12 protein-coding genes are annotated in these 15,204 nt (G+C 69.3%); 7 read left to right on the forward strand and 5 right to left on the reverse strand.

From position 1 onward, the window contains the following. Positions 1-137: 137 nt before the first annotated feature. Complete coding sequence (locus GPZ80_RS00920) at positions 138-647, reverse strand: VOC family protein (RefSeq protein ID WP_187217802.1); 510 nt, start codon at positions 645-647, stop codon at positions 138-140. Between the two features lie 124 nt (positions 648-771). Between GPZ80_RS00920 and GPZ80_RS00925 the strand changes: the two genes are divergently transcribed. Beyond that, on the forward strand, positions 772-1,380 hold the full coding sequence (locus GPZ80_RS00925) for a hypothetical protein (protein ID WP_187217803.1): 609 nt from the start codon (positions 772-774) through the stop codon (positions 1,378-1,380). 6 nt (positions 1,381-1,386) lie between these two features. Here the strand turns inward: GPZ80_RS00925 and GPZ80_RS00930 are convergent, their stop codons facing one another. Continuing rightward, positions 1,387-2,616, reverse strand: a complete 1,230-nt coding sequence (locus tag GPZ80_RS00930) for a tetratricopeptide repeat protein (protein ID WP_187217804.1) — start codon at positions 2,614-2,616, stop codon at positions 1,387-1,389. Between the two features lie 93 nt (positions 2,617-2,709). On the opposite strand from GPZ80_RS00930, the gene GPZ80_RS00935 reads away from it, so the two are divergent. Continuing rightward, positions 2,710-3,939, forward strand: a complete 1,230-nt coding sequence (locus tag GPZ80_RS00935; RefSeq protein ID WP_187217805.1) for an ATP-binding protein — start codon at positions 2,710-2,712, stop codon at positions 3,937-3,939. 30 nt (positions 3,940-3,969) lie between these two features. On the opposite strand, the gene GPZ80_RS00940 is transcribed toward GPZ80_RS00935, so the two are convergent. The 3 genes from GPZ80_RS00940 to GPZ80_RS00950 all read right to left on the reverse strand — a co-directional run bounded on the left by GPZ80_RS00940 (position 3,970) and on the right by GPZ80_RS00950 (position 8,503). Further along, complete coding sequence (locus GPZ80_RS00940) at positions 3,970-4,239, reverse strand: hypothetical protein (RefSeq protein ID WP_187217806.1); 270 nt, start codon at positions 4,237-4,239, stop codon at positions 3,970-3,972. Positions 4,240-4,277: 38 nt separating this feature from the next. After that, the gene (locus GPZ80_RS32330) at positions 4,278-7,598 is read right to left on the reverse strand and encodes a carbohydrate-binding protein (RefSeq protein ID WP_376771625.1); all 3,321 of its coding nucleotides are present in this window, start codon (positions 7,596-7,598) and stop codon (positions 4,278-4,280) included. A gap of 125 nt (positions 7,599-7,723) precedes the next feature. Beyond that, positions 7,724-8,503 (reverse strand): IclR family transcriptional regulator, encoded by a 780-nt coding sequence (locus GPZ80_RS00950; RefSeq protein ID WP_187217807.1) that lies wholly within the window; start codon positions 8,501-8,503, stop codon positions 7,724-7,726. Positions 8,504-8,658: 155 nt separating this feature from the next. Between GPZ80_RS00950 and GPZ80_RS00955 the strand changes: the two genes are divergently transcribed. From GPZ80_RS00955 to GPZ80_RS00975, 5 genes are all read left to right on the forward strand, one after another. Beyond that, entirely contained in the window at positions 8,659-9,969 is a 1,311-nt protein-coding gene (locus tag GPZ80_RS00955; RefSeq protein WP_312880046.1) for an ABC transporter substrate-binding protein, read from the forward strand. A gap of 94 nt (positions 9,970-10,063) precedes the next feature. Beyond that, positions 10,064-11,014 (forward strand): carbohydrate ABC transporter permease, encoded by a 951-nt coding sequence (locus GPZ80_RS00960; RefSeq protein WP_312880047.1) that lies wholly within the window; start codon positions 10,064-10,066, stop codon positions 11,012-11,014. Further along, on the forward strand, positions 11,011-11,886 hold the full coding sequence (locus GPZ80_RS00965) for a carbohydrate ABC transporter permease (protein WP_187217809.1): 876 nt from the start codon (positions 11,011-11,013) through the stop codon (positions 11,884-11,886). The genes GPZ80_RS00960 and GPZ80_RS00965 overlap by 4 nt, the downstream gene beginning before the upstream one ends. Before the next feature lie 27 nt (positions 11,887-11,913). Next, a complete protein-coding gene (locus GPZ80_RS00970) occupies positions 11,914-12,831 on the forward strand; it encodes a 5-dehydro-4-deoxyglucarate dehydratase (RefSeq protein WP_187217810.1) in 918 nt (305 codons plus the stop codon). 38 nt (positions 12,832-12,869) lie between these two features. Then, entirely contained in the window at positions 12,870-15,176 is a 2,307-nt protein-coding gene (locus GPZ80_RS00975) for a choice-of-anchor J domain-containing protein (RefSeq protein WP_222718737.1), read from the forward strand. Positions 15,177-15,204: the final 28 nt, after the last annotated feature.

Raw genomic sequence — 15,204 nt, forward strand, 5'->3', positions numbered from 1 at the left:
CACTCTGTCAGCAGAGCATTGATCACGCGACCGCTAAAGACCAAGCAATGAGGCTTGATTCGTTATAAGTTCCTCGCGCTCCGGCGCCTCGGCCGGAGCGTGCTGCCGTTCAGGTGACGACTCGCTACGCTCTGTGTTCAGTCGAGCAGGGTGGTCCCGTCGAACACGCCCAGCCGCTCTTGGTAGAGCTCAAGCCCGACCCCGTTCGGGTCCCGGAAGTAGACGCTGTCCTCCACGCCGCGGTCGGGCCCGAGATACTCGATCCCCGCGTCGTCGAGCTTCTTCTTGGCCGCGTCGAACATCTCGGCCGACACCGAGATCGCCAGGTGCTGCACCCCACCGATGGTCTCGGTGAAGGGCGGGTGGTGGTGGCCGGGGAAGTCGAAGAAGCCGAGCAGGTTGTGGTTGCCGATATCGAAGAAGAAGTGGCTCGACCCGGCGTAGTCACGGTTCTCCACCAGTTCCACCAACGGGAATCCGAGCAGCTCCTGGTAGAACTTGATCGTCTCCTCGACATCGCGGCAGATCAGCGCCAAGTGGTGGATGCCGCGGACAGTCGTCGCCTGTCGAGACCGCAGGTAGCGCTCGCGCAACGACTCCCGACGGGCGCGGATCTCCTGGAGTTCCTGACCTTCCGGCTGCGGCATGGCGCTCCTTAGGTTCGCGATCGTCCACTGTATTCCCGTTTCGGCCACCGCTCAGGTCGTGAGGATTGATCGTCTTCGGCCGGTGGTACCTCCCAACCAGTCGTCCAGTGGCCGAGGAGCGCCGATGAAGCTCTACGCCGACCAACCCGTCCGCCGCACGCGTCAGGCCACCGCCGACCTGGTCGCCCTGCTGATCGTGTTCGCCACCGTCTGGCTCGCCACCGAGGTCCGGGAGCGGGTGCTGCGGCTGCGGGCGCCCGGCCAGGGCCTGGTCGACGCGGGCGGCGGGCTGAGCGCAACGTTCGACGCCGCCGCCGACAACGCCGACGACGTGCCCCTGGTCGGGCGCCCGCTGGCGGACGCTCTGCACACCGGGTCGGCGGGCGGCGCCCGGCTCAGCGAGGCGGGCCGGTGGCAGATCGAAGCCGTCGAAAGCCTGGCGCTGTGGCTGACCGTGGCGTTGATCGTCGTCCCGGTCGCGCTGTTGTTGATCGTCTGGCTGCCCCGCCGGGTCCGGTACGCGCGCGAGGCGGGCGCCGCGGTCCGGCTGCGCGACCAGGGGCCGGACGGCCACGACCTGCTCGCGCTGCGCGCCCTGGTGACCCAGCCCCTGTCGCGGCTGGCGTCGGCGGGCCCGGTCGGCGCGGGCTGGCGCACGGGCGACCCGGAGACCGTGGCCCGGCTGGCTGACCGCGAACTGCGCAGACTGGGCCTGCGACCGCCCGCGCGCTGACCGGCGTCACTTGGACAGGGCGGTCATCCAGGTCGCGGCGACGCCACTGAACAACACGAGTGCCACGGCGACACCCGCGCCCGGCGCGCCCGCGACGACGGACGCCACCGCGAGAGCGGTCAGGGCCGCGGCGACGACCGCGCCGATCAGCACGATCCTGCGCATTCCCGGGCTGACGGTGTGGGTGAGGCCGGTGGCCATCGCCCACAGGCCGAGGGCGAAGGTGAGACCGAGCAGCCCGCGCGGGCCGCCGGTCGTGGCGACCACGGCACAAGTGATCGCGGCGGCGACGAAGCCGAGGAAGCAGTAGGTGGCGACGCGGGTCGGTCGGTCGACCACGTGGCGGTCGCGGCTGAGCAGCAGGACGCAGTTCATGATCGGTTCGAGCGTCCAGGTGAGGATGACCAGGCCGATCGCGACACAGAACAGGACCGTGGCCCAGGTCTGCCCGTCGAAGGGCCGAAGCACGCGGCTCAGGATGAAGGGGGCGATCAGGACGGCGATGCGAACGCCCTTCGGCAGCGTGCCGAGCCACAGCTGGAACCGCAGCAGCTGACCGTAGAGCGGGTTTCGGGTCTTCAGTGCGTAGGACAGGCCTGCGCGGGCGCCCTTGTCCGTGGGGTCGAGCCGCAGTGCGGTGCGCTGGGATCGGACCGCGGACTTGCCACCGCCGCGGCGCAGGGCGAGCAGGCCCTGGATGCGGTGGGCGTCGGCGTTCTCCGGGTCCAGTCGCAGAGCCTCGGCGACCGCGGCGTCGGCGTCGTCGAACCGGCCCGCGTCGTGGAGGGCCGCCGCCTGCAGGGCAGCGCCCCCAGAGTCCTCGGGGTCGAGGGCGCGTGCCTTCTTGACGCTGGCCAACGCCTCTTTGGCGCGGTCATCGGCGAGCAGGATGGAGGCCTCCTGCAGGTGCAGGCCCGCGAGGTGCGGGGCCAGCGCGAGACCGCGGCGGATCGCGGTGAGCGCCTCGGGGTGGCGGCCCAGCCCGGCCAGTGAGCCCGCGTGGATGGCGTGGGCGAACACGTTCTCCGGCTCGGCGGCCAGAGCGCCGCGGCCGACGTCAAGGGCCTCGTCGTACTTCTCCTGGCGCAGCAGGGATTGCGCGAGCAAGACCTGGACCATCGTGTCGTCGGGTTGGCCGGCGAGCGCGGTCCGGAGCAGCTCCTCAGCCTCACGCGCCCGGCCAAGGCCGAGCAGGGCCTGACCCCGGCGCAACGCGGCATCGGTGACGTCGTTCATTCCACACCCCAGTGGCAGATCGCGGCTACATCCCGGCACACGGTAGAGAAGTCGCTGGTCAAGTGTGGAATCGGGTCGGGTAGCGTGCGCGGGGTGACGCATGATCCGGTGATCGAGGCCCTGCTCGGCGCGCTCGCCGGCGACGAGGGCAACCATCCCGTGCGGGTCCACCTCGCCACGCTGTTGGTCGACGCGGGCCGTCCCGCCGAGGCGCTCGACCAAGCGGCCATCGTGCTCGCCGCCCAACCGGACCATGTCGAGGCGCTCCGTGTCGCCGCCGCGGCCGCCCGGGCGGTCGGCGACGAGGCCAAAGCCACCGCCTACGCCCGCCTCGCGACGGCGCTCGACCCGGCCACGGCCCCACCGGCCCCGGCGGTACCGGACACCGCCGACGAGATCCTCGAACGATGGAGCACCAGCGACCCCGTGGTCGAGCCGGATATCGGCACGATCCGGGCCGCGGGGATCACGCTCGCTGACGTCGGCGGACTCGACGAAGTCAAGAAGCGGCTGGAGCTTTCGTTCCTCAAGCCGCTGCGCAACCCGGAGATGCGGCTGCGGTTCGGCAAGTCGCTGCGCGGTGGGTTGCTGCTGTGGGGCCCGCCTGGCTGCGGCAAGACACTCGTCGCCCGCGCGTTGGCGGGTGAGCTGGGGGCGAGCTTCTACGAGATCGGCCTCAGCGACGTGCTGGACATGTGGATCGGCAGCAGCGAACGCAACCTGCGCGCGATCTTCGACACCGCGCGCAGCAACCGGCCGTGCCTGCTGTTCTTCGACGAGATCGACGCCCTGGGCCAGAAGCGGTCCCAGTTGCGCGGCGGCGGATCCGCCATGCGCGGCGTGGTCAACCAGATCCTCGCCGAACTCGACGGCGCGAGCACCGACAACGACGGCGTGTTCGTCCTGGCCGCGAGCAACCACCCCTGGGACATCGACTCCGCGCTGCTGCGCCCCGGCCGCTTCGACCGGACCGTGCTGGTCCTCCCACCGGACGCCGCCGCGCGCGAGGCGATCCTGCGGTTCCACCTGCGCGGTCGCCCCACCGAGCGGCTCGACCTGGCGAAGCTCGCCAAGCTCACCGACGGCAGGTCGGGCGCCGACCTGGCGTTGATCTGCGAACAGGCGACCGAGGTCGCCATGGACGGCTCACTGACCGCGGGACGGCTGGAGCCGATCAGCCAGCGCCACCTGGAAGACGCGGCCCGCGCCGTGCGTCCGAGCATCGGCGAGTGGATGGAGACAGCGCGCAACTACGCCCTCTACGGGAACGACACGGGCGCCTACGACGAACTCGCCGCCTACCTGAAGAAACGGCGTCGCTGACGCCCGTGTCGCTCACGGCTGCCGAGCGGCTCAGGTGTCGGTGCTCCCCAAGACGGCCAACTCGGAGTGGCGCCGAGCGGCGTAGCCACGGAAGTCCTTTCGGATGTCGACGACCTCACGCGGCGTCAGGCGTTTCACGCCGCAGTGCCTGAGCGAGCAGTTCCTCGGACCAGACCCGTCGATCAGGGACACGCCGCTGACCGATTCGTCGTCGTAGGCCTCCAGGCACAGCACTGGATGATATTGGCAATCCTCATAGATGTCGCCGGGCCTGATCTCGGGAACGTCCACTGCGGACACCGGTCCTTCGGTCGCGCGTCGCCGGAAAGGTCTCCAGACTAAGGCGTCACGGGGATGTTGGTCAGGCCGGTTCGGGCGTTGGAGACGGTGTTGGACGCGTACACCTTGTTGGGCGCCGACGAGCACTTCGACGTGGATGAGACGTACACGGCGTAGTTGCCCACCCCGCCCAAGTCCGAGGTGTTGGACCGCCAGATGTTCCCGCAGCCGTACCCGGTGATCGGGTTGTGGGTCTCGTAGCCGTTGACGAACGTGCCCGGGCCGGTGAAGGTGCCCCGGTTCTGCTCTATCACGTAGTTGTTGCCCTTGGCGTCGATCCACGAGTCGGCCGAGTTCTGGCCGGAGAGGCCGCGGCCGTCGAAGGTGTTGCCCCGGATGACGCCGCCCTGGGTGCCCTCCTTGATGTCGATGTGCTCGGCCGCGACGTTCGGTCCGAGGTGGTTGTCCAGCACCTGAACCCGGTCCGACCGGTCCATGCCGCCGGAGTTGCCCAGGCAACCCCAGTTCGAGTTGGCCGACCCGATATAGACGCCTTCGCCGTAGCCTGGCTTGACCAAGCCGATCTGTTCGATCCGCGACCGCTTCAGCACCCCGTCCGCCGACGAGCGGCGGAAGTGCACGCCTTCTTCCTCGGTGTGGTGCACGTGCACGCTGTCGATCGTGACGTGGTGCGAGTTGTCCAGCACGATCCCCTTCTTCGACTCGGCGACGGTGAAGCCGGTCAGGTTCCAGTAGGGCGCGTCGAACAGCCACAGGCCGTACCCGGTGTCCCAGCCCGCGGTCGGCGCCGGGCACGACGGCGCCGTGCCGCTGGGGCCGTCGTTGATCAGCACGGCGTTCCGCGGGCCGGTCAGGGTGATCGGCGCGCTCGCCGTGCCCGCCTTCCGGGACAGGAACGAGCCTCGGTAGGTTCCCGCCGCCATCCGGATGGTGCGGCCCGGTCGGGCGTTGGCCAGCGCGGAGCGGAGCTGGTCCGAAGTGGACACGTCCACGACGTCGCTCGGGCTCGCCGCGGCTGTGATCACGAGGTTGTCCAGGTTGGCGGTCCCCCCAGCGGTGCTCGCGGTGACCCGGATCTTGTTGCTCCCGGCGGTCAGCGTCGCCGTGGTGGTCACGGTCCGCCAGGTCGTCCAAGCGCCGGTCGAGGGGAAGGCGAGGTCGTCGGCGACCACCCCGCCGTTGACGCTCACGTCGGCCGGTCGGCCGGTGCTTCCGTTGGCGTAGCGGAACGTCAACGTGTGCGCACCCGCCGCCGCCGCGGTCACCGTCCACTCGACGTACGCGCCTGCGGCGTTGGTCGTGTTGCAGAACCCCGTTCCGGTGTAGCCGACGTGGTCGGAGTCGACAGTTCCTTGACACACCGCGGTTTCCGCCTCATATCGAGCTGGCGAAGGCGGCTGAGTGGTTGTCGGCTGTGTGGTCCCGACGGATTTCAGGAACAGGGACTGGCCCGCGTCGGTCCTCGAAGCGTTGACACCGTGCCCGCCGGTGTAGTCGCCGCGCTCGTTGTGCGCCCAGTCGGCGATCGGCGCGCCCGCCTTGTCCAGGTGGTGCCACCCCGTGCCGGACCAGCCGAACTGGTACACGCGGTGTCGGTCGGGGTAGTAGTCGACGTACGGGTCGGTGTCGCTGTTGAGCTGCTTCTTCATGGTGTTGTTGAAGAAGACGTTTCGGGGACCGGTGGATCCCGACCACTTCACCGCCTTCTGGCCCGCGCCCCACCAGATCGGGAACCAGTTCGAGTCGTCCGGCCCGCCGCCGCCTTCCTCGCCGCAGTTGCTCAGACAGTTGGAGGAGCGGTGCGCGTACGGCACGGTCACCGTGTTCAGCTCGAAGAGGTTGTGCCGCTCCCACCCGCCGTGCAGGTTCAGGTCGGAGTCGAAGTCGTTGCCGATCACCACGTTCCCCGACGCGGACCACTGGAACGTGAAGTGCCGCAGGTTGCGCGAGGTGTTCCCGGCGTACAGCGAGTCCCACACGCGTGAGCCCCGGAAATACCCGTTGCCGCCCTTGCCCTTGTTCCACGCGCCGTCAAGGTGGTTGTCGACGATCTGGAGGTTCTTCGCCTCCTCGGTGACGATCGGGTGCGACCCGGTCATCTCCGCCCGCACACCGCGGACCCACGAGTTCGCCGCCCATTTGAAGACGATGCCGTGCATCTCGTCGGCGGGGGACATGTTGCCGTAGTTGTGGACCGCCTTCGCCGGGTCGAGCGCGGGCATGGCCTGGGTGAAGCTGAGGTTCTCGAAACCGACACCCACGACCGGGTCCACGATCGGCGACGCTTTCGAGTAGTAGACGGCGCCGTCGATCGGGGCTGAACCGTCCGAAGTGGACGAGACGGGGACGTCGTACTCCAGCGGCTTGTCCAGCGTGAGCCTGCGGTTCGTGGTGTCCACCGCGGCGATGGTGAACAGCTGCTGGCGCATGTGCTGGTTCAGCAGGGGATGCGTGGTCGGCACCGCCTTCTGCTGCTCGTAGAACCTGACCGAGTTCGCCGCCCGGATGTTGACCAGGCCGCCCACGGTGAACCCTGTCAGCGACCCGCTGCTCGCGAGTTGGACCACCTTGTCGCCGGTCCGCGCGGAGAACCCGGCGTCGCCCGCCTTGCCGCCGAGTTGCACACCCACCTTCCAGTGCACGTTGGCGGTGCCCTCGAAGATGTCCTTGCGGTTGGCGGGCGCGGAGGCGTGGTCACTGGCGTAGGCGGTGTGGACCGCGCGCGACTGCACCCGGAACAGGCCCCGGCCCGGCCACAGCCAGCCGCCTTTGCCCTGCCCGTGGGTCATCCCGTCCTCGTCCCAGTCCGAGCCGTCGGGGGTGAGGGTGTCGTAGCGGGTGTTCGCGTCGGGTCGGAACACGATCCGGGTGCCTGCCGCGGGATCGCTGCCCGCGCCGCGGATCACCAGGTAGTCGGCGTCGACCGCGAGTTGGCGGGACACGTCGAGGACGCCCGCGGGCAAGGTGATCAGGCTCAGCTTCGTGTAGCCGGCGGAGGGCGAGCATCGGGTGCGGACGCCGTCGATCGCGGCCTGCAGCCCGGCGCTGTCGTCCACGCCGTCACCTGGCCGGACTCCGTGCTGCCCGGCGAGTTCGGCCGGGGTGAGCCTGCAGGCGGCGTCCGGGTTGATCTCGTTGGCGCCGGGCAGCGCCGCGCCGCCGCGGAAGCCGGCTTTGCTCCAGTCGTACAGCCCCGGGATCGGGGCCCGGCGGTTGGCCGCCGACAGATCGAGGCCTGCCGCCGCGGCCTGGCCCGCGGCGGGAACCGTGGACACCAGCACCACCGGCGTCGCCAGCGCGAGCGCGGCGGCGACGCCGAGGGCCAGCGGCCTTCGATGGGCAGGGGAAAGGTGCGGCACTGCGACCTCCCGGTCGAAGGGGAAGTAGCCGCCTGCACGGCGGCTGGTCTAAACCACTTAACTGGGAGGTGGTCAGCCCGTCAATAGGTGAACTGTATTTGGTTTGCTGTCCACATATGTGTCTGTTAGCGAATGCCGTGCAACCTCAGGGTCGTGGCGAGCTGTTGGGTGTGCTTCATGATCGCGGTCGAGACGCGGTCGAGTTCGTCGTCGTCGACCTTGTCGGCGGGCATCGAGCAGCTGATCGCGTCGGTGGCCGGGATCCGGTAGTCCACCGCGACCGCCACGCAGGCCACGCCTTCGGTGCCCTGCTCTCGTTCGAAGGCCCAGCCGCGAGTTCGCACCAGGTCTAGTTCGGCGAAGAGCGCCTCGCGGTCGGGCAGTGAGTGCGGCGTGTGCTGTTCGAGTTCCTCGGGGACGATGGCCGCGACCTCGGCTGGGGTGAGCTGGGCGAGCAGGGCCTGGCCCAGGGCGGTGATGTACGCGGGGAGCCGTCGGCCGACCCGGGAGATGAGCCGCATCGAGTCCCGTGACTCGCGGCTGGCCAGGTAGAGCACGTGCGCCTCGTCGCGGCGGGCGTAGTGGATCGTGTAGCCGATCTCGGCGCGGAGGTCCTCCATCGCCTGGTACGCGTAGTGCAGGGCGGGATCACGGTCCAGGTAAGCGGTTCCGGACAGCAGGGCGTGTGGTCCGACGCCGAACTTCGTGCCGGTGTCGTCGGCCTCGACCCACTTGAGCTCCCGCAGGGTGCGGATCAGCGCGTGCAGGCTCGACCGGGGGTACCCCATGCGTTCCTGCAGGTCGGAGATGGTGAGCCAGGTGGGCGACGCGGCGAGCGTCTCCAGGATGCGGACTGTGCGTTCGGCTGATTTCACCGGCGAGACCTCGGGAACCTCACGAGCCATGGCATCCAACTTTCTGCGCAAAGTTTTTCATGTCTGTTGACCGTCAGCATACCGCTCGCTATCTTTACCCGACATTAACAACACATATACAGACACCAGACACATATGTGGACGGGAGTAGCGTGTTGAGTCATCTTCGACGAGCGACCAGGCCGGTGTCCTTGCTGGTCGCGGCCCTGATCGGGCTGGGGAGCGCGGGCTGCGGCAGCGGCGCCCCGGCCGTCCCTGATCAGGACGCCAAGGCTCCGCTGCAGATCTGGATCCGCAAGCCGCCGGGGGCGCCCACCGAGAAGACCGCCAAGGCGCTCGCCGTCGAATTCACCAAGGCCACCGGCATCGAGGCCACGGTGACCGCGATCTTCGAGGACTTCGAGACGAAGCTGCAGCAGGCCGCGGCGGGCAAACAGCTCCCGGACATCGTCCTCAACGACACCGCCCAACTGGGCTCCCTGGTCAAGCAGGGGCTGGTGCGCGAGGTGGACCGGGAGATCGTCGCTGGTGGCGACAAGGTCGCCGACCTCGCGTGGCAGGCGACCCTGGGCGCGGACGGGAAGTCCTATGCGGTGCCGTTCTCCGCGCAGACGTTCGCGCTGTTCATCCGCAAGGACTGGCGGGAGAAACTCGGCGCCGGGCAACCGACGACCTGGGCTGAGCTCGACGCTCTCGCCACCGCGTTCACCACGAAGGACCCCGATGGGAACGGCCAGGCCGACACCCACGGCTACGTCATCCCCGGTTCCACCAAGCGCGGCTACATGGCCTGGTACGCCAGCAGCTTCCTCTGGGCCAACGGCGGTGACTTCCTCACCGAGAAGGACCGCAAGTTCACCCCGGCCGTCACCGACGCGAAGTCGGTGGCCACAGTGGAGTGGCTCAAAGGCCAGTTCTGCACCGCGAAGACAGTGGCGCCGGGCGCGGTGACGATGGAGACCACGCAGGCGCACCCGGTGTTCGAGGGCGGCAAGGCGGGCATCTACCTCACCGGCCCGTACAACATGGCCCGCTTCGACAAGAACCTCGGCGCGGACAAGTACGAGGTGGTCCCCGCGCCCAAGGGGCCGGACGGCAAGCAGGCGTCGCTGGCCGAGGGGGAGAACGTCTACCTGATGGCGGGTTCGAAAAACGAGGCGGGGCAACAGAAGTTCGCCGAGTTCGCGATCTCCGCGCCAGGGCAGACGATCGGCATGGCGGGCGACACCGACGGCAACATCGTGCGGCTGCCGATCAGCTCGGCGGTGAAGCTGTCGCAGGTCCGCAAGGACCCCCGCTGGCAGATCTTCGACGAGGTCTACCGGACCGCGGGACGTTATAGCCCGGCCGTGCCCGACTGGACGCCGTTTCGTCAAGCCGCCGCCGAGGCCATCAACGCGGTCGTCGCCGACTGCGCCTCCGACACCAAGTCCCACCTGGACAAGCTCGCCGAGACGTTCGCGGCGGAACTGGTCAGGCAGGGGGTGGGGGCGTGAGGACGGTCGTCGACCGCGGCTTCGGCCCCGTGTCGCACCTGGACAAGCTTCCCGAGATCTTCGCGGCGCAACTGACTTGGCAGGGGGTGGCGGCGTGAGGACCGCCGCCGCGCCCCCTGCCCACCAAACAACCGAGGCGGCGCCGCGGGTCGGTGCCTCCCCAAGGCGATTCACCCGGAATCTGCGCGGCCACACCGTCGCCTGGCTCTTTCTCACTCCGGCACTGCTGCTGTTCCTGGTCTTCAAGTTCATCCCGATGATCCGCGGCATCGAGATGAGCTTCCACGACGTGCGCCCCTACCTCGGGGACCGCTGGGTCGGCGTCGACAACTACGTGCGGGTGCTGACCGACGAGGCCTTCCTCTCCGCGATCAACCACACCGTGGTGCTCGCGGTCGGGCAGACAGTCGGCTCGATCGCGCTGGGGTTCGTGCTGGCCCTGCTGTTGGAGGGCACCGTCGGGCACCTGTGGTTCATCCGCACCGCCGTCTTCCTGCCCGCCATCGTCACCATGGCGGTGATCACCGAGGTCTGGCGGATCCTGTACTACCCGTCGCCCGACGGGGTGGTGAACGGGATCATCGGCTGGTTCGGGGCGGGCCCGTCGCAGTTCCTCAACTCGCCGGACACCTCGCTGATGTCGGTGATGGCCGTGGGCATCTGGCGCGGCGCTCCCTACGACATGATGATCATCATCGCCGGGCTCGCGGGGGTGGACCGCACCCTCTACGAGGCCGCCGACGTCGACGGCGCGACCACTCGGCAGCGGCTGTGGCACGTGACGCTTCCCGCGCTGCGTCCCGTGTTCGCCATCCTGCTCACCCTCGCCGCCATCCGCGGGCTGCGGGTGTTCACCGAGATCTTCATCCTCACCAACGGCGGCCCCAACGGCTCCACCGAGGTGCTGATGACCCTGGTCTACAAACTCGGCCTGGAACGCAACGAACTCGGGGTCGCCGCGGCGGGGTCGGTCGTGCTGCTGGTCGCCACCGTGGTCCTCACCGTCGCGGTGCAGGTCTGGCGGGCGAAAGGAGCTCGGCGATGAACCGCGGCTACACCCGTGCCGACTCCGCGCTCGGCTTCAGCGCGCTGCCGGGCGCGGCGGGCCGCCTGGTCCGGGTCGCGGTCTACACGCTGATCGTGTTCGTCTTCGCCGGGCCGCTGGTCGCGGTGATCGTGGGCTCGGTCAGCCGGGTGCCCGACCCCAGCGGCCTGAGCCTGATCCCGACCGACTTCACCTTGGAGAACTTCGCCGCCGCCATCGAACGCGACGTGCTGCTGTACCTGCTCAACTCGTTCATCGTCGTCGGCGGCGGGTTGGCGCTGCAGATCCTGGTCAGTGTCTCCGCCGCGTATGCCTTGGCGCGCAAGAAGTTTCCCGGTATGCGGTTGGTGCTGCTGCTGATCCTGTCGACCATGATGCTGCCCGAGGAGATCCTGGCGATCCCGCTGTCCCTGGTGCTCTCCGATGTGCCCGTGGTGCACGTCAACCTCATCGGCAGCCTCGTCGGCATGATCGTCCCGGTCGGCGCCTGGGGCTTCTCGATCCTGGTGATGGCCGAGTTCATGAAGGAAATCCCGATGGAACTGGAGGAGGCCGCGCGCATCGACGGCGCGGGCGACCTGCGGATCTTCTGGTCGATCGTGCTGCCGCTGTGCAAGCCCGCGCTCGGCGTCATCGCGATCTTCGGCTTCACCATGATCTGGGACCAGTACATGCTGCCGCTGCTGGTGGCCCAGGACGCGAGCCAGTTCACCCTGCCGCTCGCGTTGCGCACCCTGCGCCACGACGAGCAGGTCGGCACCGGCGCGCTGCTCGCCGCCGCGCTGCTGGCGATGCTGCCGTCGGTGCTCATGTTCCTTGCCATGCAACGCCAATTCGTCAAAGGCCTGACCGCGGGCGGGGTCAAAGGCTGACCATCTTCGAGCAGTTAGGTGAAGCAGATGCGCTTGCAGGGACTGCTCTCGTTCCCGCTGACCCCGTTCACCGATTCCGACACCCTCGACCTCGCCGCGTTCGCCGACCACGTCGAGACGCAGATCGCGGCGGGCCCCGCGGCGCTGTTCGTCGCCTGCGGCACCGGCGAGTTCACCGCGCTGAGCCAGGAAGAGCACCGCGACGTCGTCCGGGCCGCGGTGACCGTCGCGAACGGACGCCTGCCGGTCTACGCGGGAACCGGGGGAGGACCGCGAGTGGCCGCTGCCTTCGCCGAGCAGGCGGCGGCCGCGGGCGCTGATGGGCTGCTGCTCCTTCCGCCGTACCTGGTGGGGTCCACCCCGGCGGGCGTCGTGCGCCATGTCGCCTACGTCGCCGCCGCGACCCACCTGCCGCTCATCGTCTACCAGCGGGCCAACGCCGTGCTGGACACGGCGGCGGCGGTGTCCCTGCTCGACCTGCCGACCGTGGCCGGGATCAAGGACGGGCGCGGCGACGTCGACGAGATGCTGCGCTTGGTCACCGCGATCCGGACGAGCGGGCATCCGCGGGCGGACGAGTTCGACTTCCTCAACGGACTGCCCACCGCCGAGCTCTCGGCGGCGGCCTACCGCGCGATCGGGGTGGAGAGCTACTCCTCGGCGGCGCTCTGCTTCGTCCCGGACCTCGCCAAAGCGTTCCACGCGGCCGTTTCCGCGCACGACACCGTCGTGACGCGGACCTTGCTGGCCGAGTTCTACCTGCCGTTCGTCGCGCTGCGCGACCAGGTGCCCGGCTACGCCGTGTCCCTGGTCAAAGCGGGCGCCGGACTCGGGGCGGTCCGCCCGCCCCTGGTCGACCCGACTCCCGCGCACGTCTCCGCCTTGGCCGAGATCGTCACCCGCGGTCGGGAGGCGTTGACCACGTTGGGTCGGACGGCGGCTTGAGTTGATCTTCCTCGGTTCGTCAACGAAAAGAGGCAGCAGTGAAATGGAAACGATCACACTCGGCGGCGGCGTTCGGCGTCGTGTTGCTGGCGGCGTCCGGCGCCGTCGCGGCCGCTGATTCCGTCGCGCCCCAACCCGTCACCCAGTCCGACCCCAGTGCCCAGGTCACCATCACGATGGCCGCGGCGGGCGACATCTGCGGATCCGCGTGCGACCAGACCGCCGCGCTCCTGACCGCCATGAACCCCGACGCGATCCTCACCATGGGCGACAACACCTACGACTCCGGCTCCCTGTCGGAGTACCGGTCCAAGTACGACCCGTTCTGGGGCAAGTTCAAGAGCATCACCCACCCGACCCCGGGCAACCACGAGTACTACACCACCGATGCCCGCGGCTACTTCGACTACTACAACGGCGTCGGGGCCTCCGATGGGCGCGCGGGCGAGCGTGGCAAGGGCTACTACAGCCGCAACATCGGGTCCTGGCACGTCATCGCGCTCAACTCCGAGGTCTCGACGAGCGCGGGCTCGGCGCAGGAGAAGTGGCTGCGCGCCGACCTCGCCGCGAACACCCAGCCGTGCACCATCGCGGCCTGGCACCATCCGCGGTTCAGCAACGGCAGCCACGGCGACGACACGACCGTGACCCCGCTGTACCAGGCGCTCTACGACCACAAGGCCGACCTGATCCTCGGCGGACACGACCACAACTACGAGCGCTTCGCCCCCGCCCGGCCCAACGGCACCCGCGACGACGTCAACGGGGTCCGGCAGCTCGTCGTGGGAACCGGCGGCATCAGCCTGCGCGGGATGTCGAGCGGTTCGGACGGCCCGTCCGAGCGGCAGAACGCCAACACCCACGGGGTGCTCAAGCTCGACCTGAGCCCCACCGGCTACACCAGCACGTTCGTGCCGGTCGCGGGCCGGACGTTCACCGACACCGTGTCCGGCACCTGCAAGAAGGCCAACCAGCAGCCCGCGTTCGACGTCACCGTCAGCCCGACCTCGGTGTCGGTCGCGCCGGGCGGCACGACGACCTCGACAGTGAAGGTCAACAGCCGCAACGGGTTCGCCGCCGCGACGACCCTGTCGGCCGCGAACCTGCCCGCGGGGGTGACCGGGACCTTCAGCCCGGCGACGGTGACTCCGGCGGCCAACGGCTCGGCCACCTCGACCCTCACCCTCACGGCCGCCGGACCTCCAGGCGCCACGACGGCGAAGGTCACCGGGACTTCGGGTGGCTTGACCGACACGGCGGATCTGGGCGTCACGGTCACCGATCCCAACACGCCGGGTGGGTTCACCGACGACTTCGAGTCGGACAAGGGCTGGACGGTCAACCCATCGGGAACCGACAGCGCGACCACCGGCAAGTGGGAGCGCGGTGACCCGGACCAGACGGCGAATTCCGCTGGTGTCAAGCAACTGGGCACCGCGGCGGGCGGAGTGAGCGCGCTGAGCACCGGCCGGGCCGCCGGTTCCGGGTATGGGGCGAACGATGTGGACGGCGGGTCGACCTCGGTCCGGTCGCCCTCCTTCACGGTGCCCTCTGGGACCCCGCGTCTCGGGTTCTCCTACAACGTGGCCCACGACGTGAACTCCGGGCCGGATGACTACCTGCGGGTGCGGGTGGTGGACGGCTCCGCGGTGACCACGGTGTTCGAAAAGCTGGGCACACCAAGCGATGTGCTCGGCGCGTGGCGCACGGCGAGCGTGGACCTGAGTGCCTACGCGGGGCGGGCGGTCAGTCTGCTGGTCGAGGCGAAGGACGGTGGCCCGCCGACGCTGTTCGAAGCCCAGGTCGACAGTGTCGCGGTCACCTCGACGGGCGGGTTCGCCGACGACTTCGAGTCGGACAAGGGCTGGACGGTCAACCCGGCGGCCACGGACACCGCCACCACCGGCAAGTGGGAGCGGGGCGACCCGGAGGCGACGGCGAAGCAACTGGGCACCACAGTCGACGGCGCGAACGCGCTGAACACCGGCAGGCTCGCCGGGTCGAGTCATGGGGCGAACGACGTCGACGGCGGGTCGACGTCGATCCGATCGCCCGCGATCACCGTGCCGTCGGGAGCGCCGCGACTGACCTTCTCCTACAACATGGCCCACGACCTGAATTCGGGCCCGGACGACTACCTGCGGGTGCGGGTGGTGGATGGCTCCGCGGTGACCACGGTGTTCGAGAAGCTCGGCGCGCCAAGCGAGGTGGCAGGCCCATGGCAGGCGGCCACCGTCGACCTGAGTGCCTACGCGGGTCGCACGATCGCCCTGCTGATCGAGGCGAGGGACGGCGGCGCGGCGACGCTGTTCGAAGCCCAGGTCGACGCCTTGCGGATCGGCTGACCACAGGGTCGGCCGGGTGGGATGTGCG

Origin of the sequence: Actinokineospora xionganensis (assembly GCF_014323725.1) — a bacterium.
Classification (GTDB): domain Bacteria; phylum Actinomycetota; class Actinomycetes; order Mycobacteriales; family Pseudonocardiaceae; genus Actinokineospora; species Actinokineospora xionganensis.